This window comes from Bacteroides uniformis, assembly GCF_025147485.1.
Classification (GTDB): Bacteria; Bacteroidota; Bacteroidia; order Bacteroidales; family Bacteroidaceae; genus Bacteroides; species Bacteroides uniformis.
This window is the reverse complement of record NZ_CP102263.1, coordinates 3,554,980-3,580,859: the sequence shown is the minus strand read 5'-3', so window position 1 is coordinate 3,580,859 and position 25,880 is coordinate 3,554,980. Positions and strand designations below refer to the sequence as shown.

Below are 25,880 nucleotides of genomic sequence, written 5' to 3'. Positions count from 1 at the left end.
TTAGCAATAATAGCCGCCATGTCGTCCGTCTTATCTTCCAGCTTCGGATTAGGGTTAGGATTGGGATTAGGATTCTCAATTGACTTACCGTCTTTAAGGTTATGTTTCTTCTCGTAGTTGGAAACTGCGGTCTTGGAAGCATCCCCGGCACGGAAATCACCATAGGAATTAAGCACGTCCGAAAAGCTGATACCCTCAATAATGGAGTTTACCTTTGTCTCGTCCGTTACACCCTCTGCCTTCTTAGTGGCAATTCGGGTTAAGATAGCAGTGTCCACCCCAGCGAATTTCTGTTGCAGCCCTGCCAAGATTTGTTCTAAGATTGTCATACCGTATGAATTTGATTTATAAATTTCTACGGTAAATTTCGTTATTTATAAAGAAGGTGAAAAATTATCAGATAGGTGATACACGACAATAAAACGATTGTCGTAAAATGGTATAAAAAAGGCGTGAAACCGAATGGAATCACGCCTAAATAAAGTATTGTAACTTATGCCGGTACAGCCATTAATTCACGCCCTACTGAACGTATTGTTTCTATAATATCTTCAAAACGTTTCTTAGACGGCTTCTTTGTTCCACTTACATATTGAGCAAACAAACTCTGAGAAATACCTAAACGTCGTGCTATGGCAGCAGCATTCAATTCAGGATGAGCTATAAATAAATCATAAAGAGGATTGGATTTCCTTTCCCGAAAGAATCCCTCAAAACTCAAATCTTCATCAAGCTCTCTCCAATGTATTCCGTCATGGCTCGTTGTGAAATTTGCGCGCTGCGCAGGAGTAGCCCATTTCAGCCTTTGGAAATCTGAAAACTTCTCACATGCCTCCTTCCCGTCAGTGGTACGTATCCATACCTCCGTATCAGTCAACCATACCTTTTCAACTATGATATTTTCCATAACCACTTATTTTGATTTATTAAAAAATTTATTCCAATGCTCTGCTATTACTTCTTGATTTTCTTCTATAACTGATTCTACAAGTTTCAGTTCAGATGACTTCAAGCCATTATTTTTGATTAATGTAACTGGAAATAAAGTGAATTTAGCACTTACATCCCCTTTGATTACATGAACATGTATAGGCTCATGGTCATTAGCGTAAAACATAAAACGAAAACCAAATAAAATAAATATCGTTGGCATACCTTTCTCTATTGATTACCCTACAAATATAGGTAATTATTTAATTACCTACAACTATTCAAGCAAAAAATTAGCGGCAATTCTTTGATGTTGCCGCAAAATATTCTATTTTTCTTGTACTAAAATTATAATCCCCATAATTTTTCTGACTAAGAGGCATTTTTCTGTCCCTTATTTCCGATTTGCTCATTCTTTGCCGCTTGCTCCTCCTTGATTTCTACAAGCTCCTCTTCTACCCTATCAGCATTCCCGGCAAACATAATCCCCTCACGTGTGGACCAAATGCCACCACTGACAGCGGAAACGGCAGTAGTCACTTTGTCATTCAAATCATCAATCATATATGGAACCAGTTCTGTTTCTATGTCAATGGTCTGCGATGCCTTGCTAAACTCGGTTGGATTGATAGAGCCTAAAGCGGAAACAATGAAATTTACTCTCCGCTGCAAGAACTCACCGATAACCTCACCGTGATTTTCTACCGCCATATGTGCACCCATGAACATAAAGCGGAAAGCGGTTCCTGATGCTTTGCCTACCCCCTTCAACGTCTCAAAGGATATTCTTGGAGTGTTTGACATATCATAAGCCATATTAGTGAGTGTTTCTGCTTCAAATTTTACGGTATCTGGCACCTGATTCCACGTCAGATATTGAGCATCCGCACCTTCACCCGTAAGTTTGACCATTCTGTCCTTAACCTTACCCATGAAACCCTCTACATCTCCAATTAGCTTCAGTAACGGGAAAAAATGATAGTTGGAAAATCCAGTGTAAGCTGCCCCCTAAAACCAAGCGATTCTGCCCCCTTGTGCTAAAATAATCCTACCCCCTTGATTCCAATATAAAAATACCCCTGCTTGGCAATGCCCGGCAGGGGATTTTTCGTAGATTTGATTCCCGTCTTGACCGGTGGGATAAAATCATTTCTACTATGACAACAAAGATAGCAAACATCCTCCAATGTTACGCATTGGGGATGGGGATAAAGCAGATAAGCAGGAGCTTTGAGCTTTCCCGCAACACGGTGCGCAGATATGTGCGCCTGTTTCAAGAGTGTGGTATACCGATAAAGGAGTTGGCCGCCATGCCTTCCGCTCGCATCCAGGAAATGTTCTCTGAAGGTGTTGGCCGTAACAGGGAACCGTCACAACGCCAGCTTGAGCTTGAGGCACTCCTTCCTGAGTATGCTGCCCGGCTTAGCCGCCGAGGCGTAACAGTGAAAACCCTGTACGAAGAGTACCGCGAGACCCATCCTGACGGATACAGACATGCCAGTTTCGGCAACTATCTCATGCGTTACCGTATGGTGACACATGTCGTAGGCCATGTCGAGCATTATGCCGGAGACCAGATGTATATCGACTTCGCCGGTGACAAACTGGAAGTCGTTGACAGTGAAAGCGGTGAATGTCGCAGCGTTGAAGTGTTCGTGGCCATACTTCCGTGCAGCCACTATACCTATTGTGAGGCGGTCTGGTCCCAGTCAAGACAGGACTTGATTAAGGCGTGTGAGAACGCGCTTCATTTTTACGGCGGGGTTCCGATGGCGATCGTACCAGACAACCTCAAATCGGCGGTAACCCGCAGCGACCGTAACGAGCCGGTAATCAACGAGGAGTTTGCGGCATTTGCCGAACACTACGGATGTACCGTATACCCCACACGGGTACGTCATCCAAAGGACAAGGCCTTGGTGGAGAATGCCGTGAAGCTACTTTACCGATCCGTCTACGCTGACATCGAGGGTCTTGTATTCCACTCGCTGGAGTCTCTGAATGCGGCCATATCCGAATCGCTCTCGGCCTTCAACGGACGCAGGATGAGCGGGCGTCCCCAGTCCAGACGGGAACAGTTCGAGCAGATTGAGTCCGACTGCCTCCGCCCGCTTCCCGCCATACGCCATCAGATGAAAGAGCGACGCTCCGCAACAGTAATGCGTAACGGCTATGTCACCTTCAGGCTTCACCATTACAGCGTACCGAAAGAGTATATAGGCAAACGTGTCGAGATTGTCTATGATGCGGACACGCTGGAAATATATCATGGCCTGCGTCTGGTGACCACACACCAGCGCGATGACACGCCATACTCCTATACGACCAAGGATGCCCACGGACTGCCCGGACGTCATGGAAGTTATGAAAAGGATCTGGAACAGATTTACGAACGGGCCGGCCAGACAGATAACGTCCTGCTGCTGTATCTGCGCAAGGTGGCGGAACTCAAGAAGTATCCTCCCGCGGCGTTCCGTTCATGCAGAGGCATCATGGCGTTGGAGAAGACCTTCGGGCTGGAACGGTTGGTGGCGGCAAGCGCATGCGCCACGCAACTGCGCCTATACGGATATCAGGAGATAAGGCGGATCCTTGAACGCGGGGATGATGCAGACTTCCTGTCAAAAGACGACATTGACGATGAGGTCCCCGTAACATCTATCCACAAAAACATCCGCGGAGCAGCCTACTTCGCACAATTAAAACATTTAAATAGAGACAACAATGGAAACAAATAATCTTACCGCACCGATAGCTGTCGAAAAAGACCGCAACACGTTGACAATCGAACTGATGAACCGTATGAAGCTGCACGGCATGGCCGCCGCCTTCACTGAAAGCCTAACCTCCACTATGGCAGAAACAATGACAATCGACTCTTTCCTGCACATGTTACTTGCCAGGGAATGGGACTACCGTGCCAATGCAGCCATCCAACGCCTTATACGCGGGGCGGCGTTCCGCTACAAGGCCTGCCTCGAGCAGATAGACTATGCAATCCCGCGTGGCCTTGACCGCAATCAGATGGAGCGGCTTGCATCGCTGGAGTTCATCCGCAAGGGACAGAACCTCTTCATCACAGGGTCATCCGGTACCGGGAAGAGCTTCCTTGCCACAGCAATGGGGTATGAAGCCTGCAAGAAGGGCATACGGACATATTATGCGAATGCTCCGAAACTTATGGGTACGCTTAAGGTGGCAAAAGTAAAAGGCACACTGGAATCGGAACTCAAGAGAATCGAACGGAGCACGCTGCTCATATTGGATGACCTCTTCCTTGTGAACCTTGATGCCAAGGAACGACCCATCCTGCTCGATATAATAGAGGACCGACATGGGCGCAAGTCCATCATCATCACCTCGCAACTGCCAACGGACAATTGGTATGATGCAATCGGAGACCCTACAGTAGCAGATGCCATTATGGATCGTATTATACATACGGCGCACCGGATTGAGCTGACAGGAGAAAGTGTCCGTAAAATGGCTGCATACAGAGGGAAATAAACTAAAATAATAATAACCCCATCGGTCAAGACTTTTTAAGGGGGCATTGTTGAATGTTTTAAGGGGGCAGAATCGCTTGGTTTTAGGGGGCAGCTTACACTGGATTTTCCAATTTGTATCATCAATCATTTAGTTTATCTTTGCTACGTGATTGAATGATGATGCAAATATACTAGAAGTTCTATATCTAGCATAGAATTTCTAGTTAATTATTGTAAATATGCTAGATTTTCTATAATCAAACCTAGAATATCTATATGACTTTAAAAGAAAGAATGTTCTATCTAATTGAAAAAGAAGGACTTAATCCAAATCAATTTTATACCATCTCTGGATTAGGAAATGGGTACTTAAATAATGTAGGTGAAAGTTTCAGAAAGCCAACGATAGAAAAGATAAAAAAAAGCTTCCCGCATTGGAATATGGACTGGATTCTTTATGAAAAAGGAGAGCCTATTTCCAATATATCTAAAGAAAATATAGAAATTCTAGAAGCCATACCATTAAACCAAAACTATATTATAAACGTACCATTAGTAAATCAATACGCACAAGCAGGTTATTTATGCGGATTTCAAGATGCTGCATATATAGCTACACTACCTACTATACCTTTTATAATAGACCATGAAGCTAAAGGAAACTATGTAGCATTTGAAGTAAGAGGTGACAGTATGAATGATGGAACTGAAGAGAGTTACCTTGAAGGAGACAGACTTCTTTGTAGAGAAATAGCTCCATATCTGTGGGCAGAGTCTAAATTGCATATCCGGAAATGGGATTTCGTTATTGTACATGAAGACGGAATTTTGGTAAAACGAATAATAGACCATAATGTAGAAAATCATACTATTACAATACACTCTTTGAACGATATGTATCCTGACAGAGTTATTGATTTGGCAGAAGTTAGGCAAATCTTCAATGTGATAGAATTGCAAAGGCCAAGAAGAAGATAGTTTAAAAGTTTAATATACAAACTATTAAAACTAATACTATGAAATTCAATCAATACACATGGAACCTATATAAGCAATCTTCTGACGGACAAAAAGCTATTAAGGAGTTTGAGGAACCATCCAACAATGATACGATGATGGATTTGGTTTTCAAATACAATCCAAGAATGAAGTTATGGTTTAATGATGACAAATCCAGACTATCCATATCAAACATCAGTGAAAGCTTATGGTGTTACAATATCTGCGAATTTCCAGATGAGGAAAGACCTAATACACTGGAAGAAGCGAAAGAAAAGTATGAAGATGTTCTTTTTCGTGGGTTAACAGACAATGATGAAGTACTAATACCAGTCAACGACTATGAAATGATGTTGAATAGCATAACATGGACATCATTCTTATTATATTATTTTGCACCAGAGTTTTTCTTCCCTAATATATTTATTTACCGTTTCTTTGATTTACATAAGATAGCAGATATGTTTGAGATAGATTTACCGTCTATCCCAAAGAAATCAAACTATAAGGCGAGATGTATGTACTACTGGAGTTTATGCGAAGTGTTTTATCGATTTAGGGCAGAGAATGAGCTTTCTCCAGCAGAATTATGCGCTTTCCTATATGACTTTGCACCCAACTTCATGCCCCAAAAAGAAGCAGACGTTCCACAGCCAACACAAGCATGGTGTATCGGTGGATTGATTGATAAAAATGAATTATTTAGAACTACTTTTTGGCAAGCGAATCCAGAAACAAAGAAAGGCGATATTCTCATTCATTACGAAACCGCTCCAATTAGTGCAATTACCCGAGTATGGATAGCTCAAACAGATGGAGTGATAGACCCATTCTTTCATTACTATGGAAACACCTACATAGGGAATAAAATTGATATTCCACATATCAGCCTGAAAGAACTCCGAGAAGATAAATACTTCTCCAATCATCCGCTTGTTCGCAAGAACTTTCAAGGGGTAAGCGGATGGTCAATGAGTGGCGCGGATTATTCGGAACTCCTGCGAATGATAAAGGCAAAAGGATTTGACACTGATGTTCTGCCCAAACTATACGTTCCGACATTACCTAAAGGAATAGTTATAGAGTATGAACATGATGTGGAGCAACTGTTATTAGAGCCGTTATTAAACTCTATGGGATGGTATGAAAAGAAAGACTTCATCCGGCAGTTACCTATTCAAGCAGGGAGAGGACATCGGGTGTTCCCGGATTACGCCTTGCACTATGACAACAAACCGGACGAAGAAAAAGCGAAAGTTCTGATTGAAGCCAAACTTCACATGAAGAACAACCAAGACATAGAAGCAGCCTTCTTGCAAGCACGTTCATACGCTCGGCTATTAGGTTCTTCTGCTATTGTCTTATGTGACAAGGACTATTTACTTGTATATGAGAAGAAAGATAACTTCGACCGAGACAGTTATAAGAAATACTACTGGGGAGAACTTGAAAATCCCGATGTGTTCAACGAATTAAAGAACAAACTAAATATCTAAGATTATGATAATCACAACTACTAATAATATAGAAAATTATTCAATAAAACGATACTTAGGTGTAGTAAATGCGAATATAGTTATTGGAGCAAATTTTTTCTCTGATTTTGCAGCATCACTAACAGATGTTTTTGGCGGACGCTCTAATACCTATCAAAACAAGCTAAACACCATATACAAGGAAGTAATGGCTGAATTAAAAGCAAAAGCCAAATCTTTTCAGGCTGATGCTATTGTTGGATTACATATAGACTTTGACGAAGTTTCCGGTGGAGGAAAATCCATGTTTATGGTATCTGCATCTGGAACTGCTGTTATGATAGAAAATAACTTTGAAGATAGATACTTCATGTACAAAGCTCTCAGTGACATTCATGACTATTGGAAAAAAGGATTTCTATCAGAAGAAGAATACAATTATGAAAAAGCAAGGATTATAGAAAAGTATAATAGCGCAATTTCGGCAGAGGTTACAGTAGTCAAAGAAACTAAAGAATACGAAGCAAAAAAGTTAAGAGAGCAAGAAGAACAAGAAGCTTATACTAAGAAAGTTCTTGAAGAAAAGCTAATCATAGCAAAGAAGGAATTAGAAAACAGATGCCCATGTTCTGAAGATACCATAAAAGAAACTACACATCTTCAAATACAAGCATCAGACTACAATAATATTCCATATAATACTGACGATTCTATGGAAAGTATAATCGCAAAGTTTATTCGGTTAAACAGAATACCTGAAGCTTGCAAATATTACATGGATGAAACCGGATTGAACGATACAGATGCTATTGAGTTTGTAGTTGATACTTATAAGAAAATAGACCAGATAGACAAAGATGCTTTTGAGAGGCTTCTTAATAAATTGAGGGTATTAAAAAATAAAGGGTTTATTGAGCAAGCAATTAATGAATATCAAAAATTTACCCTATCAGAAAAAAATGCGGCAGAAACATTTATTAATGATTTATAAAATAGACTGATTATGGTTGACTTTCTAACCATCATACTCCTAATATTCGGAGTACTGCAAATCATCCTCTTCTTCAAGGTATGGGGAATGACGAATGACATCAAAGAGATAAGGAACAAGTACCTTAAAGACGAGGATGAGAAACGAAGACAAAAAGCAGAATACGACCCAACTCCCAAAATCAGCGGTGGGGTTAAAACAACAATATAGCCGGAATTATTCCCGGCTTTTTCTTTCCCTATTCGCAAGTTGTGCAAATGTTGTGCAGATTGTATAAAAAGAAAATGCTAACAAGTTATCAATGAACCTATTAGCATTCTTCCTTGTGATTCCGTTGCCACTACTTTTCATACTGGCTGATAGTCAATTATATATCTTTTGTTACCTAAATTACTTTTAGGAAAGGAGGTTTTAATCAACACCTGGCATTGAACAATACACATAGTAATCTTCCTCAATACAAGTTATTTTAACGTCAAATCCATCAGGGTCAATTCCGTCTGTGCTGATGCAAATAGTATCTCCTACTTTCCCTAATAATTCTTTTATTTCCACCTCAAAACTGAACTGCCCAGCTTCAACAATATAGAGATACGCTTTTTTATCCATATTACTTCTGCTTTTGGATTAATATTTGAATTGTTCTTTCTTTCTCAGTTATCACTCTTTCTTTTTCCTCCAATAGAGCGTTGAGATGCTCTATCTCTTTGCGACACTCGCTTAAAGTTATATCTCCAGAGATTTTATTACCATTGCCCTTAACTTGATGACCTATATTAATTCCAGAAGAGTTTATATCTCTATCAAAAAAATAATCTATTGGTACATTAAAATAATCTGCTATAATTTCCAGGTTGTCGGCACCAGGAATCGAAGTGTTATTAAGCCAAACATATAAGTTTGATTTAGATATACTTGTGTCTTTCAAAAACTGTGCTTGACTGATCTTTCTATCTTCAAATAATCTTCTTATTTTATCAGGATTAAACATGTTATACTATTTATACTAGATTTAAATAATAATATAAGATTAAAATAATAGGATTAATATTTTGATATTAGACTATTATTTTAAACCTTTGCGTTATAAATATAATAATAACAATCGTAATATTTAAGATTATGGAAGAGAAAAAGCAAAAAATGGTACCCAAGTACCATTACGACCAGATGGAGAAAAGCACGAGACTGAGGCTCCGTGATGAGTTCCTAAGAAGAAGCGGTATGTCATTGATTACATTCTACGACAAGTTAAGAAAAGACTCCTTCAAACCTTTGGAAAGAGAACTATATGAGAACATTTTCATAATTCAACAAAATTAAGAACCAATCAAATTATGGAGGAATTTAAAAGAATACCCTTCGGTGGTAATCCCTATGCGGATTTTGAGTTTTTCAAGGTAGAATTAAAAGTCTGCGATGTGAAATACACTCCAGAGCAGATTTATGCACACTTTGAATTCACAAGTGGGTACAAAGTAGATGTACAAGGTACATTTTATCCCTCACTAATTCGCAAAGCTATAGTTCAAGTTCGCGAAATGGAGCAAGCACATATTACAAACTCATCACGTTGTGAAATTCATGCCGATAACTAACATCGAGTTCTACAACACCCCCGAAGGTGATGTGATGATTAAAGAACTTGGGCATGCGGCAGTTGTGCTTTGTGAGGACAACCGCCCGACCATCGAGTACATGCTTGCTGTCATCAGGGACAGATACCCGAAAGCACATGCCAGGTTAATGCAACTTTACTCCAGTAGTACAATGAATAGGTGGCATTATGAATTCCGGGTAGTTCACCGCTTCATCCGCTGCAACTTCGGCGAGTATGACCAATACAACCTTGACATCAATAAGGATGGACAATTCGTATTCGAGGAGGTAAAGTGCCCACTACGAGGTGAGTGCGAACATGAGGGAGTGATTTGTCGCCCGGAACTTGACACGGCACTAACCGCCCGTGAGATGAATGTTTTCAGACTCATCGCTTCCAATTGCCAGACGGATGATATTGCAGCGGAACTGCACATATCACCTTATACGGTGAACCGCCATCGGGAGAATATCAAAGCGAAAATCAAGGTTCATAATGTGAGTGAGATGATTTCTTACTGGCATCAGAACCAGATGAAATGAATACCAATAAAAAAGAAATATCAATGAAGAAAGGTCAGAAAGTACGCATTCTGCGTACCAATCAGGTAGCGACAATCGTCGAAGTGGAGTTAATCAGAAAAAGTGGCAAGGTACACCGCTACTGTCATCTGAAGGTAGATAAAAAGCCGGACTTGTGGTTAGACTCTTCAGAACTGGGGGGATTGGTGGAAAGGTGCCGGATTACTTTCCATGATGACAGAGGGCAGGAATTATACTTCGATGTGGAGCGTGATTATGATAAGGAGAATTTGAGCATGACATTGACCGGACGTCCAGAAAACCTCAAGGAGCATCACGGAATCAATATAGTGATGGCCGAAATGTTCCTCGATGGTTTTAAGGCACACCAATCTCATTCTTGATAATCACCACAACATATGACGGAAGAAAATCTTACACCATATATCCCTATCGGAACTTTATTCAAATACCTGCTCAAGGATTACCGTAGGGAGCGGCAGCGCACTATTCATATGGAGGCCCAAGTCAGAAGTCTGTTAAAGCGGAACGCCTATCTTGAGCAGGAAATAGGCAAAGTAAAGCAAAGACTGCTGAAGAAGGTGGAAAAGAGTGAGAAACAGATTGATTACTCGCAGGAAATCAGCCGGCTGCACCAGGCTGTTTCCTGCCGGAACAACACGATAGAGCAGCTCAGGAATGAGAATGCCCGACTGAAAAATGAACTCGATACGTATTTGCTGTTTCTCGGCAAGATTTAAGTCCTACCATCCGAACCCGGAAACAGTGTAATTCGTAGCGGCAATATACAGAACTATGTACTTTACTCAAGACGATATAAAACGAATCAAGGAGGCTTCCAAAGGCAGGCTCCTTGATGTTATCGGTGACTTCCACGAACTACGCAAACGGGGGGCCGAATATAAATGCGAATGCCCTAAATGCCATGGACAAGAGAAGTTACATATCTCTCCGGCCAAACAGATTTTCAAATGCTTCAGTTGCCCGGATATAAAAGGCAAAGAACCGCTGGACTATCTGCAGAGGGCAGAAGACATGCAATTCCTGGAGGCATGCGATTACCTGGCGCGCAAATTCAATGTATTGCTGGACCCCAAACCGGAGAAGAAACCTTCCAAACCCACAAAAATGAAGAAACGGAGCAAGGAGGCCAAGGGAGAAAGTGTCGATACATTCTGCGCCCGTATGCTTGCTGACAGCGGTCTGACCTATCAGGACGTGACGGCACATATCTTCAAGAAGGGAGATACACAGAGCATTTTCGAGGCGAAGACTTTCCGTCCGGGAACCGTTGACGAATACGGCAATATCGTTGACGGGGATGATGTCATCATCGAATATTACGACCTGGACGGCATGCCGGTCACTTATACCCGTAAGCTGCCGGGGCGTGGCAAGCAGGAACTCAAAGTGTATTACCGCGTCCGCTGGCAATTCCCGGAAGAACACCGGGACAAGGAAGGGAAACCGTTCAAGTACAAGTCTCCTGCCGGCAGCGGTACGCCCATATACATCCCGGAACGCATGAGGCAGATGTACAAGAGGAAAGAGCAGTTCCCAAGACTCTACATCCAGGAAGGAGAAAAGAAAGCGGAAAAGGCATGCAAGCACGGTATCCCCTCCATAGCGGTCAGCGGCATCCAGAACCTGGGACAGAAAGGGGCGTTGCCGGAGGATCTTGTCAAGATAATCACTGTCTGCGGAGTCAAGGAAGTGGCTTTCATTTTTGATGCGGACTGGAATGACCTCTCCCGTAACATTAAGTTCAATGCTCCAGTTGATTTTCGACCACGCAGTTTCTTCTCCGCTGCCCGAAACTTCAAGGAATATATGCGTATGCTGAAGAACCGCGGTATCATGGTGGAAATATTCATTGGCCACATCAACAAGAACGATGAAGGCGACAAGGGAGTGGACGACCTCTTGGCCGATAAGCTGGCCGGTCATGAAGAGGAACTGGCCGAAGACCTGGAATTTGCCTGCAACGAGAAGTCCGGAATGGGAAAGTATGTGGAAGTGTTCAAAATCACCACATGGAATGACCAGAAACTACGGGAATTATGGAACCTGCACAGCCATGAAAAATTTGCCGAGCAGCACCGCGAGGTCCTGCAGGAGCTTCCGGAATTTATCTTTGGTCGCTATGCCTGGAAGTTTGACGAGAACGGCAAATTGGTATCTGCCCTACCCTATGATGAGGATGAGAAGTTCTGGAATGAGGACTACAAGGAAACGAACGGTAACAGGGTGCCGGTGTTTGAATATGATTATGTGGCCGCCAAGACCTTTTTCCAGAACCGGGGTATCGGCCGTTACCGCCTGCTCGATACCAAACTCTGGACATATATCCATCTGGAGCCGCCGGTAGTCCGCACCATTGACGTGGAAGACGCACGCGATTTCATGTTCGCCTTTGCCGAACAGAACTGCAGCCGTTTCGTCAACAACCAGCTACTCAAGGGAGGCTCGCAATACGTCGGACCGTTCCAGATGTCAAGGCTCGCCTTCATCCAACCGAACTTCATCTCCCCGTCCCGTGACGAGCAATATTTCTATTTCCGTGACCGTTGCTGGCACATCACCCAGCATGAGGTCAAGGAAGTGGGATATGAAAGCATCACCCACCAGATATGGGATGAACAACGGAAGAACACCGATGCCAGGTACCTCGGCCACCCCCTCATTATATTCAGGGAGAAGGACGGCAGGTATGACTACGAACTCTCTCCGGAAGGCAGGAAATGCCACTATCTCCAGTTCCTTATCAATACCAGCAATTTCACCTGGAGAAAGAGGCCGGAAGAGATTGAGGAGAGTGAAATCTTTGAAAACAATCTTCATCTGCTTTCTAAGATGTGCGCCATCGGCTACATGCTGATGGAATGCAAGGACGCGAACGTGACACGTGCCGTTATCGGCATGGACGGCAAGCAGTCGGAAGTCGGTGACAGCAACGGACGCAGCGGCAAGTCACTTGTCGGTGAGCTGATGCGCCAGGTTGTCGATACAGTCTATATATCCGGGAAACGGACGGACATCTTCAACGACAGCTTTATCTGGAATGACATCGACGAACGGACACGCCTGGTATTCATCGACGATGTCATGCTGAACTTCAACTTCGAGTTTCTGTTCCCCAATCTCACCGGAGACTGGACTGTGAACAAAAAGGGGGGCGCACGTATCACTTATCCGTTCGCCAAATCACCCAAAGTATATATCCCCACCAATCATGCCATCCGCGGTACCGGTTCCAGCTATACCGACAGGCAATGGCTGATAGCCTTCTCCGATTTTTATAATGACAAGCACAAGCCCATGGATGATTTCGGGGTACTGTTCTTTTCCGAATGGGACTTCACCCAGTGGAACCTGACCTGGAACATGCTGGCCAACTGCATACAGCTCTATCTTAAATTCGGGGTCGTGCAGGCACCGGGCGAACGCCTGCAGCAGCGTAAGCTAAGGCAGGAGATTGGCGAGACCATCATATCCTGGGCGGACGAATACTTCAGCAGCGAGGAGCACTGTCGCCGTACCCCACGCAAGGAGATTTATGACAATTTCTGCAACTATGATCCGCAGCAACGCAAGTACATCACTTCCACCGCCTTCAAGGACAAGATAAAAAAATACTGCGAATGGAAGGGCTGGGTGTTCAACCCACACAAGTATGACGCCAAAAGCGGTCTGCCTCTCTTCCTGGACAAGGACGGGAAACCGGTTATAGATGACAAGTCCGGAGGAGTGGAGTATTTCACCATAGGCAAGACAGCCGGAGAGCAGACACCCCAGAGTGACCCGCATGAACTACCGGTTGGCAATCCGGACAACAAACTTGCATTCTGATGAGCGAGACACATTCCAGTATCATGGCCAGACTTATGCCGCTCTACGAGATGGCGCCCGAACGTTTCATGGCGTTCTATGATGCGGTGTATCTGATGTGTGTCGATCTGCCGGAAGGCTGCCGGTTCCGTATCTCAGACCGTTGCCGGGAAAAAGACCTGGAACTGTTCCGGGACATCGTGAAGACTCTCATTGCGGAACAGCCTTACGACAAGTATGCAGGACAATTGGAACTGTCGGATGATATGGAGTATGTGCGGCGGACAACCGGCTTTAAACCTTCCGGGAACCGCTTCATCCCGAAATGGAGAAAGGGATAGAATATGTCAATTTATTATGATGTAAAGATACATATTTTCAACGAATTACGCAAACAATCATGCTGAAAAAAGAGCACAAAATATTGGTGGTCGTTTCTCCGGAACCGGCTGAACGCAAGAGACTGTTGAGCCGCCTGGCAGTACGGCTCGGTTTCGCACTCATCCCTTCGGATGCAGCGAAAATCATATCGAACGACATCTACGGCATAGACCTGGCGACGGCCTATTTCGTTTTCTGCAGCAGCTACAATTTCCGTGGAGCCGTACTCACCAACCAGCGCTTGTATGAAATGGCGGCGCGAGGCTTGTGTGTGGCTGTAGGAGTCCGTTCCATTCCCCGTGAATATGAATTCATCTGCAAGGTGTTCTATCCGGAAGATTTTCCGTGATGACATTCCCGGAAAACACAATGCGGAGTATTCTTGAAAGTGCATATTAGGTATTTGTCTGCATCCGGCTGTGCGTGAGTACAGCCGGATGCAGTTTTTTCTTCTGCCCCTTCCCCCCTCCCCCCAACCCGTCATAATAACGATTCGGACAAACGTGCATGGAAGTGGCAACAGACATGAGAATTCCCGGAGGGGGTATATTATTCTTTTTTTATTCTTCTTTTTAAAATTGGACTACCTTAAAAAACAGAGAAAAAATCGTGCATTCGTACGGATGTGCGGAATTAAGTACATATTATTCTGATATACAAATATTTATAAGCGTACAAATTCCGCACGAATCGTGCACGAATAGCGCACGAATTGTACTTTTCTTCAAAAAACGGCAAAAAGTACGCAAACGAAAGAATTAGTACGGTTTTGTACGCTTTTTGTACACTTATAACAGCCTGACATTCAACAATATAAAAGATAAACCATGTACAAAAGCACTGTCGCACGATTTTTATACTATATCCGTATAAGGCCTTGGCTATATTATCGGTATTTTGTATATTTGTATAAAAATCAATGCTTTAAATGACAAAGAAAGACCGATTTGTGTGTTGGCTCCCTTGCAAGCCTTATGTCAAGCAATTCCTGCTGTACAATTTCAATGCCCCGGACGACACCTGGACCGAAATAGTCAATCTGTCCCCGGACAAGGAGCTACAGAACGACTTCCTTTCCAGGCTTGCAAAACCCGGACGATACGAGAACAGATACCGGAACCTGGCACGATATACCGCCAACGTGGCGGTGGAGATACGCCGTGATGACTTCTACCGATACGGATGGGCGATGTCGAATACCGAAGTGGTGGCGTTCGGCAGCAAGGTGGAAAGACGGATCAAGCAGATGCTTTTCCTCTATCTCGACACCCATGTCAGTATCGGAATCCCACTCTCGACCGCCATCCGCAACTTTCAGAACAGCTTCGGCTTTGATGACGACACCTGGTCTTATGAGACTATCCGCAGGGAGTATAACCGGCATGGATATAGGAAAACGGTGGAGAATACCACGATTTTAGACTTTATTAACCGTATAATTTTGGGGAAGTTGTCCGAATTCGGGACAATTTCCCAGCAGGGAAAAATGACTTATGAAAGCAATGCATTATGATTTTGAAAACGTCGGAGGATTGTTGCAGGTGATTGCCGTGCCTCCGGCCTCGTTCGTGCAAATCCGTAAGGACTATGCCGCCGGTCTGAACTATCTGGAACTCCGCAACCGGGAGGATATTGTTTCCATACCGGTATATGCCAATGACACCTATTCCTATAATGAGGACAAGGAGGTGAATGATGCGGGGGATTGCTGGAATGTGTCGGTCGAAGGGGTGATTCCAAAACTTTCCTCAGTGAATCATCATTTAATGGAGACGCTGGAGCGTGGCTTGTGGTATGTACTGGCAGTGGACGGCAACGGGGTGGTCCATTGGTGCGGGCAGGAGGACGCACTCATGCTGTTCAACACGAACAAGACAAGCGGACGTTCCGTGTCGGAACGGAACGGTACCTCATTCACGTTCACCTGCATCCAGGATGAACCGACCTCCTATATTGAAAACATGGAGGAAATATAGCCGTACGGCTTCCTCTGCCGACACACAACACGCTTTCGTTCAAACGTTTATCTGCTTACCGTCGGTACCCGATGTCCTTGGGTACCGTTTTTTTTGCGTTTTTCTTTGCGCAAAAATAAGTTTTATGAACGAGACAGTTATCACATTATTCGGAACGATTGATCGGTATTGGTACAATAAAAATTATCTGAAATACTTTCTTGACAAGGCCAAAGGCCAGCCCGTACGCCTGAAGGTTTCCAGTTATGGCGGTGATGTGGCCGAAGCGGTTGCCATGTCCGCCCTGATGGCCGAGCACGGCAATGTGACGGTGGAGTTCATCAGCTTCAACGCTTCGGCAGCCACTGTACTGGCATTCGGTGCCAAGTCCATCGAGATGCACGAGGACGGCATGTGGCTGGCGCATAAATGCAGCCTGGGAGTGGACATCTGGGGCCAGCTCAATGCGGACCAGTTGGAGGACACCATCAAGGAACTGCAGAACAAGAAGAAGAGCGCGGAAGCCATTGACCTGATGATTGCACAGAAGTACATCAACCGTAGCGGCAAAAGCCTGAAGGACATTATCACCTTGATGGAAGAGGAACGCTGGATGCCTGCCGCCGAAGCCAAGGAATGGGGATTCATAGACAAGATCATTCCCGGTACCCATAAAAAGCCGCAGGTGACCAATGAAATGACCGACTGCTTCACCGCGCTTGGTCTACCGTTGCCGGCTATCGATTCGGAGGGGAAGCCGGAACCGGAAGGCCGTGACAAAAACTTGGTCTCCCAGATTATCGACGGTATCAAAGGGCTGTTCCCTACCGGCAACAAGACTGACATTTCTAATTCTTCAAATACAGTTATGCGTAAAGAATTTACTTTCATCAACCAGATCCTCAACAGCGAAGGCATTGAGGAAAAAGACGGCAAGATGTTGCTTACCGTAGAGAATCTGCAGGCCATCAATGACGCCGTCAAGACCGCCAACGAAGCGAAAGCCAAAGCGGAGAATGACCTGGCTGTCGCCAACACTGCCAAGGAGACCGCCGAAAACAGTCTGACGGCAGTCGTGAATGACCTTGACAGCCTGAGTGACAGCATCAAGAATGCCGCCGACAACAAGGCCAAGGTACAAGTTATCCGTGACATTGTCGCCAAGATACCCGGAACGGGTACCGACAGCCACCGGGAAGCGAACGAAGACAACAAGTTTGCGGACATCGCCACAGACCCGATCAACAGTTTTGAGAATGAGTAACACTAAACTATTCTATTATGGATTTTAAAGCACCTATTGACATTACCGCCGTTCTGACCGCGGTAAAAAAGCACAAGGACATCCTGAAGGCGGTCGACAAGCTCGACGCCTCAGAGGTGTTGAGACATTTCACTCCGGTACCGGGCATAACCGACTCCCTTGAACTGGGCAAGGTGGAGGGCGGAAGCATCTCCGGCAAGTACACCGGAAAGTTCACTGCCGGAAAGTATCTGGGCAAGATTGTTCCCCGACGTCTGGTAGTGCGTCCCGTTGTAATGGAGATGTCCGACGAGCCTGAGCGCTACCGACGCACCTACATTGCCGAGGTTCCCGGTACACTCCGCAAGGAACACCCGTTCGAGCTGTGGCTGATCAACCACGGGCACGAACTGGCATCCAATGACCTGCTGTTTGCCATTTTCACGGCAAAATACAGTGCGGATGAAGAAAAGACGGACATTCAAGACTCTTTCGACGGTATCGGTACCATTATCACTGAAGGCGAAGCTGTCGGGGACATCTCCAGTGCCGAGGGAAACGTTTATGCGACCGGTGAACTGTCCCGCGCCAATATCGGGGAGAAGCTGCTGGAAATGTGGCGCCACATGCCGCGCACTTTCAAGCGCAAGAAGAACATCAAGATGTTCATTTCCGACGATCTGGGCGACATGTACGATGACTGGCGCAAGGACGAAGGCACCATTGTCATCGGACTCAAGGAGGACACTTCCGACACGCAGCACCTGCTTGGTTCCAACAACCGTTGTGAGCTGGTGCGCGTTCCGAACCTTCCCGACGGCAGCCAGTTCGTCATGCTGACCACCAAGGAGAACGTATGCTACGGCTTTGACAAGGAGAGCGACTTCAAGTCCATCAAGCCGTTCATGTCCGGCAATCCCTATACGTTCGATGCTGCGGGCAAGTATGTGATCGGTTTCCAGTTCGTGTCTGTGCACAAGTCCGAGTTCTGCGTCAACGACCGTCCGGTGGACCCGGAAGGGACCAATCCGTTCGGATACATTGAAGTGACCATTACGCCGGATGAAGCGGTCAACAACGGCGGTAAATGGCGCATCCAGGGCGAGGAAGCCTGGCGTGAGTCCGGTACATATGCGGCAGTTCCCGGTGGCAAGGAATACACCGTCGAGTTCCTGGAGGCTGCCGGATACACCACTCCTGCCGTGCAGAAGAAGACGCCCGCTGCAGGCAAAGTGGAGAAGGTGACGGGCACCTATGTTGTTAAATCCGAATAAACCCTACGACTATGGCAGAAGTAGACCCTAAATTATGTATTGCCCTTGATGACATCAACGAGGCAATGGACTGCGAGAACCAGGACAACATGGGCGGTATCATACCGTCCGTCATCTTCGGTTATCATGCGGATGTGGCCACATGGCCGGACTACCCGAAAAAGACGGAATCCCCTCTTTCTCTTGAAGAAGCCGGTACATTGGTCGGTGACCTGGTCATGAAGGAAAGTTGCAGAGCATACAAGATGGATTTCACCGACGAACTGGCCGAGTTCAAGATTACCGACCAGGGAGAAAGCGGCGGGGAATCGTTCCTAATGGACCTGAATATCATTTCGGCCAAGATGCGGAAGAAGATATTCGGTTTTGAGAATGCGACCAAAGGGCGCAAGATGTTCTTTATCGTGACCGACAACAACGGCACGAACTACCTGATGGGTGACAAGCGGCGCGGCGCGCTCCGTGCGTCGGGTGACGGTGCCACTACCGGAGCAAGCTCCACCGCCCGCAACCAGAACACCCTCCACTACACCTTTACCGCACCGCGCAAATGTGTGTATGAGGGAGATACGGAGGACATCCTGACTGTAAAAGCCGCATCAGAAGAGCCATAAGCCTTTTTGTTCATGATTGGTTGTTCATGTCCGTCTCTCGCTCTCAGGCAGGGGCGGACATTTTGTTTTGTCCTATTCCGGCAACAAAAACCGCAATAGCTTTGCGTATCATCAAAAAACAACGTACATACAATGTCAAAGATTACACAGAACTATATCGAGGCGCGCAGGGACGGCATCAAGTGGCTGAACTCGCAGAAACGTGACTACAGCACCGGTGTGAATATCCTGACCCGTTCTGGATATAAGGGGTTTGTCGCCGCACGTCTGGCACGCCAGGGCGAAAAGCCGCATACCCGCGAGAAGCTGGAGTATGAAATCCGGCAGATGATCAAGGTGTGGTACCATCCGGATGACCCGCGCTTTGAGGATGTGGACCTGGCAGATGATGCAATGCCGGGCAATGACGGGCGTTCCGAGACGGTTCCCGAAGAGACGGCTGCCGCCATTGTCGCCGTTGCGGAGAGGGAACTGGCGCGTGAGGCGGACGAACAGCCCGCCTATCCTCCGGTGATGGCCAAAATCATCTATGACTTCCGGGAATGCTACAACGAACGTTCACGCCAGCACCGGATGCTTGCCGGACTGGGTGAGACAAACACGCAGGCTGTATGCACGCAGCGCAAGGATATTGTCGCCCGTATAGCCTTTCTCTCCAACCGCATGACACTGCTGGCTGCCATCAAAAGGCAGTTCGAGCAGGACAGGGAACTGCCGACTGAAGAGCAGCTGGACGAACTCTACAAAAAAGCGGATACCCCCGAAGAAAATCCGGAAAAGGAAGAGGACGAGACCGACATCAGTTCCCTATCCGTGGAAGAGCTGAGGAAAGCGAAATCCAATGCCAAGAGCAAGATTACCAAGGCAAGGAACATGCTGCTGTACTCTTCGGAAAGCAAGCCCAAGGACGGCAAGGAGAATCCCCTTCCCGACTGCCCCAAACGCGTGAAATACGAGAAGAAGGTGGCTGCCCAGGAAGCACTGGTGGAAAGGATAGAATATCGTTTGGCAGAACTGCAATAGGTTAGGTTATGTTGGTCTGTTGCAGCGAGATTGAGAATAAGATGATGCCGGCGGATGATGCAGTAAGTCCTATGCAGGGAGACCGATACCCGACAGGCTACATCCGCCGAACGGATGCGGCAGCCTCCGGCCACGACCTGGCTGCGGAGAAGCTGCTGCATCCGGACGCCATGGGGGTGCTGGTACCCGGCAGGGACAAGCATTTCTACTCTTCAGGGGCGTTCAACCTGATCCAGTTGATTTTCTATATTCTCAGACAGACGGGACCGGCACACCTGCTGCTTACCACCTATTCCATCTCCATGGACAGCATTGCGGCGATTCATCGGAAGGTGGAAACGGGCGAGCTGTTGTCAGTGCGGTTCCTGATAGACAACCGGGTGCGCAGCATATCACCCAAACCGTTCGATTATCTGGTGACCACGTTCCCGGACTGCTACCGTTGCCTCGCGCTTCATGCGAAGGTGGCGCTGCTGTATAACGAGGACTGGAAGATTACCGTAGTGGGCAGCCAGAACGCCACGCACAACCCGAAGCTGGAACGTGGAATCATCCATACCGGCAGAGATATTTTTGATTTTGACTTTAAAATGCTGAATGATGAATTTGACTCAGGAACAACGTGAGGAGATAGAGAAGATGGCCTATCGTTTGATCCCTCCGGGGCTGATAGCCATCAATATAGGTGCCGATGAGACGGACTTTCTCGCGGAACTCCGCACACCGGGCACCGAAGTCCGGACCGCCTTCTACCGGGGGCATCTTCGCCAGACGGTTGAACTCCGGGAGTCACTCATCAAGTCGGCCGTCAATGGCAGCAACCCGGCACAGCAGGAGCTTATCAAGTTCATCAAATCGCAACAGCAGTATCTTGAGTATGAATAACAACCGTCTGACGGCATCCAAAAGCAAGGCCGCACTGGAGGAGCAATCCTACGACCTTATACAGCAGCACATCATCGACCCGGAGAACAGTCCGCTGCCGGAGCATCTGCGTGTGCAGTGCAACCGGGTGCTGCAGATAGCACGTCTTTTGGATGACTATCCGAACGAGAGCCACATCATCAACATCATGCTGGCAAAATACCGTATCTCGCGTACCCAGATAAGGAAGGACATCGCCCTGGCAAAAGAGCTGTTCAAGACACAGCACCAGTTCGACTGGGACTTCTGGTATGCCTGGATGATCAAGGACCAGATTCAGCTTATCCGGGATTGCAAGCTCAAAGGTGATCTCAAGCAATGGAACAACGCCAAGAAAGTGCTGCATCAGATGATTGGTGAGAAGCCGGCTTCCGTCGAGGACCCGCGACGCATGGAGAAGAACGTATTCTACATCCAGATCAACAGTATGGGGCAAAAGGTGGATATTCCCCTAAATGCCGTCCGCAACCTTTCCCAGGAAGAGCAGAAGGTTCTGGTGGATTCGATGTACACGCCTATCGACGACGCACAAGCTGAAGAAATAATGAACTCATAACAGATTACCCATGAAAAAATTGACAAACAAACGACTCATCTCTTACCTGGTTGACCATAAGCACATTGATATGGTATCGGTCAGCAAGACACAGATTGTCTGTACCGTATCCGCCAGGTTCAGGCCGGAAGAGGTGCCGCAGCTGCTGGCTGACACCGGGCAGGACATGCCCCGCATGACTTCCTCCGAAGGTGTGAACTACATTGTTTTCCCACGATATTGATACGGCAGGACAATGGACGAAAATGTCTGGGAAGAGGTCATACAGGTCAATCCGGCGCAGGCGGCATTTCTCGTGATGCCGTACAAGAACGGATATGTCATCTACTCGCGTGCCACGGGTAAATCATTCATTACCGGTGCCGTGATAGATGACAACATCCGGCTCATGCCGCGAGGGATTACTACGCTCACCCAGGCCACCATTGGGCAGGCGTTGACTAAAACCCTGCCTTCAGCGTTCAAGATGCTGGAGATGCTCGGTTATAAGCAGTGGGATCCGGTCAGCAAGACCGGTGACTATGTGGTTTGTCGCAAACCTATTGAGGGATGGTATAAACCTTACGAGCACATCATGTCGTTTGAGTATGGTATCAGCTTCAGTAACGGGCATATGCTCTACATACTTACCCAGGGCGGCAACAGCCGCGGTCCGAATGCGGACTACAACATCACCGATGAAGCGCTGACACTCGACAAGGAGAAGTTCGACCAGGAGGCGGCGCCGACCAACCGTGGCAATGAGCATATCTTCGGGCGCAAGTCGGAGCATCCGGTGCTGAAGCACCACGGCAACACCTTCCTCTCCTCCATGCCGTACACGCCTGAACAGAAATGGTTGCTTGAACCGGCCAAGTATTATGAAGAAGAACGCGGCATCCGGCTGTTTGATGTCTGGAACAGGATTGTGCGGTTACAGATGCAGCTCATTGATGCAAGGATTGCGAATGACGCCGGACTGTTCAAGGAGATCTGGAACGAGACCGTCCGTCTCAGGCAAAGTATCACGCCGTTCGTTTCACGTGACGGCACGCTCTTTATCCTTGGCTCCATCTTCGACAACATCGCCAATGTGGGCATGAACTATATCCTAAACCAGTACAAGGTGATGGATAAACTTTCCTTCATGATAGAGATCCTAAACTTCATGGTGGATAAGATTGACAGCTGCTACTACCAGTTGGATGAACGCCATATCTATTACAATGCGACCAATGACGACTATATCCGTGACTTTGCCGAAGATCATAACTACAACTGGCAGCAGCTTGCCAATAACGATGACAGCCGGCGTGACCTGGACTGCAATCCCAACCAGCCGATAGAGCTGACACCCGACTGGGGTAGTGCCGCTTCATTCCTGGAAGTGGCGCAGGAGCGCAACTATGACTTCGTGACGAAGATGCTGACACGTGAGCCGGTGGACAACAACATCAACGAGTTCTTCGTCAAGCGTGATGAAGAGGATGACACCATGGTGAACGCGCTGATGGACAAGTTCTGCCACTACTACCGTAACCATATCAACAAACACCTGCATTATTACCGTGACCGTTACGGGGATGCACGCCGTGCCAACAACAAGAAGTCCTACAACGAGCTTGCCATCGAGCGTCTGGAGAAACACGGGTGGACGGTGGAACAACACACCCATGCGGGCATGGAGCCGCCGCAGCATGACAAGTACCTGCTCTGGGCTTCCATCCTGGCAGAGAAAGACGAACGGTTCCCGAAGAAGCGTTTCAACGGCTCGAAATGCAAATATACACTCATCTCCATGAACAATACGCGTGTCATCGAGGACCGCGAGGGGCGTTTTGCCAAGGATAAGCGCAGCGAGCGTAACCAGTCCATCCTTCCGGAAGAAGCCACCCACTTCGGTGATGCGGTGGATAAGCGTGTATGGACGAAGTACGGGCACCTACTCAGGCAGGCATACGGATTCGTGGACGCACGTATCTGATTCACCTCATACACATACATCCGCAATCACAATCGCAATGCTTATGGCAGGACTCGCAACGTCCGCAATGGGAATCGCTGCACTTTAGGACAGAACGCCGTGTGCAGGACTGGCCGAGGGGCATCCTCCTTGTCATATTTCCTTGTTTCTTGCGCTTTTGGTTGCGTTTTTGGATAGGGCGCGGTCGGCAGAAACTTCCGTTTCTGTTTCCATTCGGATGGAAAGCGGGGTATTCTGTATTCATTATCAAAGAAGTATATTTATTATAACATTCATTAACAAAGAGCACGGCGCGCGCAAAATCCGTACTGAAGGAACAGGCAGGCAAATCTATTTCCTCCAGTACGGATTTTGCGCGTCTCAGCGGTAAGTAGCGGCAGCTACTTGCGTTTGTCCGCATCCATGCAGGTAGACCCGGTCTTTTCCGTTTCAATAGCTAAGGTAGAGACCGTAGAGCGGTAAGCGTTCCGCTTGGCGTGCCTCCGTTTCTTTTCCGCAACTCCTTTTCATTTCCTGCATCTCTGTATGCGGTCAGGTAGTCTTTTGAGTCCGCAAATGTAGGGCACCGGTCTGACAAACAAGGTCGGGCGTTGTCCGCTAAAAAATCTCCAGCCCTACGGGTAGTATTCAAGCCTTCGGTTTTAGTCGGAACCTTGCGGAATGTCATCCTCGGCACCTCAATTATTGCGGCATCAAAAGGCAACCATACCGCACGTCATACAGACACGCCGGAATAAAAAAAAAGTCGTTCTGGGAAACGGAGAAAATTAAAAAAGGCTCCACCCGACGACTCCAGAAATCCAGAATAAATTAAAAACTTACAGTTATGGCAGCAAAAAGAAACATCCCCGAAGCATGGAAAAATCAATGGTCTAAATTCATGTTTAACTTCTTTGATTACTTGCCTACCAAGTACGAGGCTAACAAACGGGAGTGGTCTATCCGCAGGATGATATGGGATTTTAAGGACGGGAAGCGCAGTGCGTCTGTGGCAGAACTTGTAGCGAAGAAGATGCGCGAGCAGTTCGGTGCGGAGGTTTGCAACGTGACGTTGGTCTGCATACCAGCCAGTAGCGGAGAGAAGAACGAAATCAGATACAAGGCTTTTGCCGAAGAGGTGGCACGGCTGACGGGGTGCAGGAATGCGTACAAAGCAATTACCATTGAGGGTGGACGGCTTGCCATCCATGAGACGAAAGCGGCCAAGACGGTGCAGACGGTGGAGGTCATCAAGTTTGACAAGCGTTTTTTCAAGGGTAAGAAATGCCTTGTATTCGATGATATACTGACGCAGGGGCATAGTTACGCACGGTTTGCGTGTGCACTTGAAACGCTTGGGGCAGAGGTTTTGGGAGGCTATTTCTTAGGCAAGACAATTCTTTTATAACAATTTAATCCATACAATTATGAATACTCTTTTTGATAACGATTGCCGCTACATGAGCGACAGCGAACTGATTTACGAAATCAGCAACAACAGACAGATTGTTTCGGACATCGAACGCAGCAACGAAGTGATAGACCTTGAAAAATTGTTTTCCTCTTTGACTCCTGGACGCAGGAGGGTAGCCGTGGCAGCCGTGGAGATGTACAAGAGACAACTGTCGCAGCAGGTGGAACGTAGGCAAATAAGGATGAGCAAAGACGTATACGAACTGATGGAGCCGTTGATAGGAGATTTGCCGAATGAGGAATTTTGGGTAGTGTCGATAAACCAAGCCGGACGGATTATCAAGAAAGTACGCATATCGGTAGGCGGTATTGACCAGACTTCAGCGGATATAAGACTGATTATGCGCGTGCTGATTGATACGGGGGCGGTGCAGTTCGCAGCGGTGCACAACCATCCGAGTGGCAACAGCCGACCGAGCAATGAGGACAAGAGGCTGACGGAGCAACTTAAAAAGGCGGCAGGGTTATTCAATATTAGGATGATAGACCATGTGATTATAACGAATGGTGGATATTACAGTTTTGGCGATGAGGGGCTGATTTGACGGAGGGGTGCAGGGCGCACCCATTCCGTTTGCTCGCATGCTCGCAAACGAAATGGGGCCCGAAAAGCGGAATGACTGGTCGTGTTACCGTTCCTTC

30 protein-coding genes and 2 pseudogenes are annotated in these 25,880 nt (G+C 46.7%); 26 read left to right on the top strand and 6 right to left on the bottom strand.

All coding sequences use genetic code 11. The features are described from left to right. Positions 1-73: 73 nt before the first annotated feature. The 4 genes and pseudogenes from NQ510_RS14415 to NQ510_RS14400 all read right to left on the bottom strand — a co-directional run. Positions 74-329: pseudogene (locus tag NQ510_RS14415) on the bottom strand (hypothetical protein); the annotation flags it as partial. Between the two features lie 164 nt (positions 330-493). Then, positions 494-907: a DUF2442 domain-containing protein gene (locus NQ510_RS14410; RefSeq protein ID WP_005837049.1), complete on the bottom strand. Its 414-nt coding sequence runs from the start codon at positions 905-907 to the stop codon at positions 494-496. Positions 908-913: 6 nt separating this feature from the next. Beyond that, positions 914-1,153: a DUF4160 domain-containing protein gene (locus tag NQ510_RS14405; protein WP_005824559.1), complete on the bottom strand. Its 240-nt coding sequence runs from the start codon at positions 1,151-1,153 to the stop codon at positions 914-916. 149 nt (positions 1,154-1,302) lie between these two features. Beyond that, positions 1,303-1,914: pseudogene (locus tag NQ510_RS14400) on the bottom strand (phage portal protein); the annotation flags it as partial. 173 nt (positions 1,915-2,087) lie between these two features. Between NQ510_RS14400 and istA the strand changes: the two are divergent. The 6 genes from istA (at position 2,088) to NQ510_RS14370 (ending at position 8,093) form a co-directional block, all read left to right on the top strand. Then, on the top strand, positions 2,088-3,668 hold the full coding sequence (gene istA / locus NQ510_RS14395; RefSeq protein WP_005829261.1) for an IS21 family transposase: 1,581 nt from the start codon (positions 2,088-2,090) through the stop codon (positions 3,666-3,668). Further along, positions 3,655-4,437 (top strand): IS21-like element helper ATPase IstB, encoded by a 783-nt coding sequence (gene istB, locus NQ510_RS14390; protein ID WP_005824105.1) that lies wholly within the window; start codon positions 3,655-3,657, stop codon positions 4,435-4,437. The genes istA and istB overlap by 14 nt, the downstream gene beginning before the upstream one ends. 257 nt (positions 4,438-4,694) lie before the next feature. Beyond that, positions 4,695-5,396: a S24 family peptidase gene (locus NQ510_RS14385; protein ID WP_005828935.1), complete on the top strand. Its 702-nt coding sequence runs from the start codon at positions 4,695-4,697 to the stop codon at positions 5,394-5,396. Positions 5,397-5,434: 38 nt separating this feature from the next. Beyond that, positions 5,435-6,913, top strand: a complete 1,479-nt coding sequence (locus NQ510_RS14380; protein ID WP_005828937.1) for a hypothetical protein — start codon at positions 5,435-5,437, stop codon at positions 6,911-6,913. 4 nt (positions 6,914-6,917) lie between these two features. Then, positions 6,918-7,883, top strand: coding sequence for a YbjQ family protein (locus NQ510_RS14375; protein WP_005828939.1), 966 nt, complete (start codon positions 6,918-6,920; stop codon positions 7,881-7,883). A gap of 12 nt (positions 7,884-7,895) precedes the next feature. Next, a complete protein-coding gene (locus NQ510_RS14370) occupies positions 7,896-8,093 on the top strand; it encodes a hypothetical protein (RefSeq protein ID WP_005828941.1) in 198 nt (65 codons plus the stop codon). Positions 8,094-8,294: 201 nt separating this feature from the next. Here the strand turns inward: NQ510_RS14370 and NQ510_RS14365 are convergent, their stop codons facing one another. Both NQ510_RS14365 and NQ510_RS14360 read right to left on the bottom strand, forming a co-directional pair. Beyond that, positions 8,295-8,492, bottom strand: a complete 198-nt coding sequence (locus NQ510_RS14365) for a hypothetical protein (RefSeq protein WP_005828945.1) — start codon at positions 8,490-8,492, stop codon at positions 8,295-8,297. 1 nt (position 8,493) lies between these two features. After that, positions 8,494-8,874 (bottom strand): helix-turn-helix domain-containing protein, encoded by a 381-nt coding sequence (locus tag NQ510_RS14360; protein ID WP_005828948.1) that lies wholly within the window; start codon positions 8,872-8,874, stop codon positions 8,494-8,496. Positions 8,875-9,220: 346 nt separating this feature from the next. Here NQ510_RS14360 and NQ510_RS14355 point away from each other — a divergent pair, with 346 nt between their 5' ends. The 20 genes from NQ510_RS14355 to NQ510_RS14260 all read left to right on the top strand — a co-directional run bounded on the left by NQ510_RS14355 (position 9,221) and on the right by NQ510_RS14260 (position 25,783). Beyond that, positions 9,221-9,481: a hypothetical protein gene (locus tag NQ510_RS14355; RefSeq protein ID WP_005823526.1), complete on the top strand. Its 261-nt coding sequence runs from the start codon at positions 9,221-9,223 to the stop codon at positions 9,479-9,481. Next, positions 9,468-10,025 (top strand): response regulator transcription factor, encoded by a 558-nt coding sequence (locus tag NQ510_RS14350; RefSeq protein ID WP_005828953.1) that lies wholly within the window; start codon positions 9,468-9,470, stop codon positions 10,023-10,025. The genes NQ510_RS14355 and NQ510_RS14350 overlap by 14 nt, the downstream gene beginning before the upstream one ends. A gap of 23 nt (positions 10,026-10,048) precedes the next feature. Continuing rightward, entirely contained in the window at positions 10,049-10,408 is a 360-nt protein-coding gene (locus NQ510_RS14345) for a hypothetical protein (protein WP_008664669.1), read from the top strand. A gap of 15 nt (positions 10,409-10,423) precedes the next feature. Continuing rightward, positions 10,424-10,765, top strand: a complete 342-nt coding sequence (locus NQ510_RS14340; RefSeq protein ID WP_005828958.1) for a hypothetical protein — start codon at positions 10,424-10,426, stop codon at positions 10,763-10,765. 55 nt (positions 10,766-10,820) lie between these two features. Continuing rightward, positions 10,821-13,874 carry a CHC2 zinc finger domain-containing protein gene (locus tag NQ510_RS14335; RefSeq protein WP_005828959.1) on the top strand — a complete coding sequence of 1,018 codons (3,054 nt, stop codon included), beginning with the start codon at positions 10,821-10,823 and terminating at the stop codon, positions 13,872-13,874. Continuing rightward, a complete protein-coding gene (locus NQ510_RS14330) occupies positions 13,874-14,194 on the top strand; it encodes a hypothetical protein (RefSeq protein WP_005828961.1) in 321 nt (106 codons plus the stop codon). Before NQ510_RS14335 ends, NQ510_RS14330 begins: the two co-directional genes overlap by 1 nt. A 59-nt stretch (positions 14,195-14,253) precedes the next feature. Next, entirely contained in the window at positions 14,254-14,583 is a 330-nt protein-coding gene (locus tag NQ510_RS14325; RefSeq protein ID WP_005828963.1) for a hypothetical protein, read from the top strand. Between the two features lie 579 nt (positions 14,584-15,162). Further along, positions 15,163-15,747: a hypothetical protein gene (locus NQ510_RS14320; protein ID WP_005828970.1), complete on the top strand. Its 585-nt coding sequence runs from the start codon at positions 15,163-15,165 to the stop codon at positions 15,745-15,747. Continuing rightward, on the top strand, positions 15,728-16,210 hold the full coding sequence (locus NQ510_RS14315) for a hypothetical protein (RefSeq protein ID WP_005828973.1): 483 nt from the start codon (positions 15,728-15,730) through the stop codon (positions 16,208-16,210). The genes NQ510_RS14320 and NQ510_RS14315 overlap by 20 nt, the downstream gene beginning before the upstream one ends. Before the next feature lie 124 nt (positions 16,211-16,334). Next, on the top strand, positions 16,335-17,453 hold the full coding sequence (locus NQ510_RS14310) for a Clp protease ClpP (RefSeq protein WP_005828975.1): 1,119 nt from the start codon (positions 16,335-16,337) through the stop codon (positions 17,451-17,453). A 17-nt stretch (positions 17,454-17,470) separates the two neighbouring features. Further along, positions 17,471-18,706 carry a hypothetical protein gene (locus NQ510_RS14305; RefSeq protein ID WP_005828978.1) on the top strand — a complete coding sequence of 412 codons (1,236 nt, stop codon included), beginning with the start codon at positions 17,471-17,473 and terminating at the stop codon, positions 18,704-18,706. An 11-nt stretch (positions 18,707-18,717) separates the two neighbouring features. Next, positions 18,718-19,320 (top strand): hypothetical protein, encoded by a 603-nt coding sequence (locus NQ510_RS14300; protein WP_005828980.1) that lies wholly within the window; start codon positions 18,718-18,720, stop codon positions 19,318-19,320. Positions 19,321-19,452: 132 nt separating this feature from the next. After that, positions 19,453-20,343, top strand: coding sequence for a hypothetical protein (locus NQ510_RS14295; RefSeq protein WP_005828982.1), 891 nt, complete (start codon positions 19,453-19,455; stop codon positions 20,341-20,343). A gap of 8 nt (positions 20,344-20,351) precedes the next feature. Next, entirely contained in the window at positions 20,352-20,969 is a 618-nt protein-coding gene (locus NQ510_RS14290; RefSeq protein ID WP_005828983.1) for a hypothetical protein, read from the top strand. Then, on the top strand, positions 20,941-21,228 hold the full coding sequence (locus tag NQ510_RS14285) for a hypothetical protein (protein ID WP_005828984.1): 288 nt from the start codon (positions 20,941-20,943) through the stop codon (positions 21,226-21,228). Before NQ510_RS14290 ends, NQ510_RS14285 begins: the two co-directional genes overlap by 29 nt. After that, complete coding sequence (locus NQ510_RS14280; RefSeq protein WP_005828985.1) at positions 21,221-21,823, top strand: hypothetical protein; 603 nt, start codon at positions 21,221-21,223, stop codon at positions 21,821-21,823. Before NQ510_RS14285 ends, NQ510_RS14280 begins: the two co-directional genes overlap by 8 nt. A 10-nt stretch (positions 21,824-21,833) precedes the next feature. Continuing rightward, a complete protein-coding gene (locus NQ510_RS14275) occupies positions 21,834-22,046 on the top strand; it encodes a hypothetical protein (protein ID WP_005828986.1) in 213 nt (70 codons plus the stop codon). Positions 22,047-22,058: 12 nt separating this feature from the next. Beyond that, the gene (locus tag NQ510_RS14270) at positions 22,059-23,786 is read left to right on the top strand and encodes a hypothetical protein (RefSeq protein WP_005828988.1); all 1,728 of its coding nucleotides are present in this window, start codon (positions 22,059-22,061) and stop codon (positions 23,784-23,786) included. A gap of 826 nt (positions 23,787-24,612) precedes the next feature. Further along, entirely contained in the window at positions 24,613-25,173 is a 561-nt protein-coding gene (locus NQ510_RS14265; RefSeq protein ID WP_008664684.1) for a phosphoribosyltransferase, read from the top strand. A 19-nt stretch (positions 25,174-25,192) separates the two neighbouring features. Next, positions 25,193-25,783: a JAB domain-containing protein gene (locus NQ510_RS14260; RefSeq protein WP_005828993.1), complete on the top strand. Its 591-nt coding sequence runs from the start codon at positions 25,193-25,195 to the stop codon at positions 25,781-25,783. Positions 25,784-25,880: the final 97 nt, after the last annotated feature.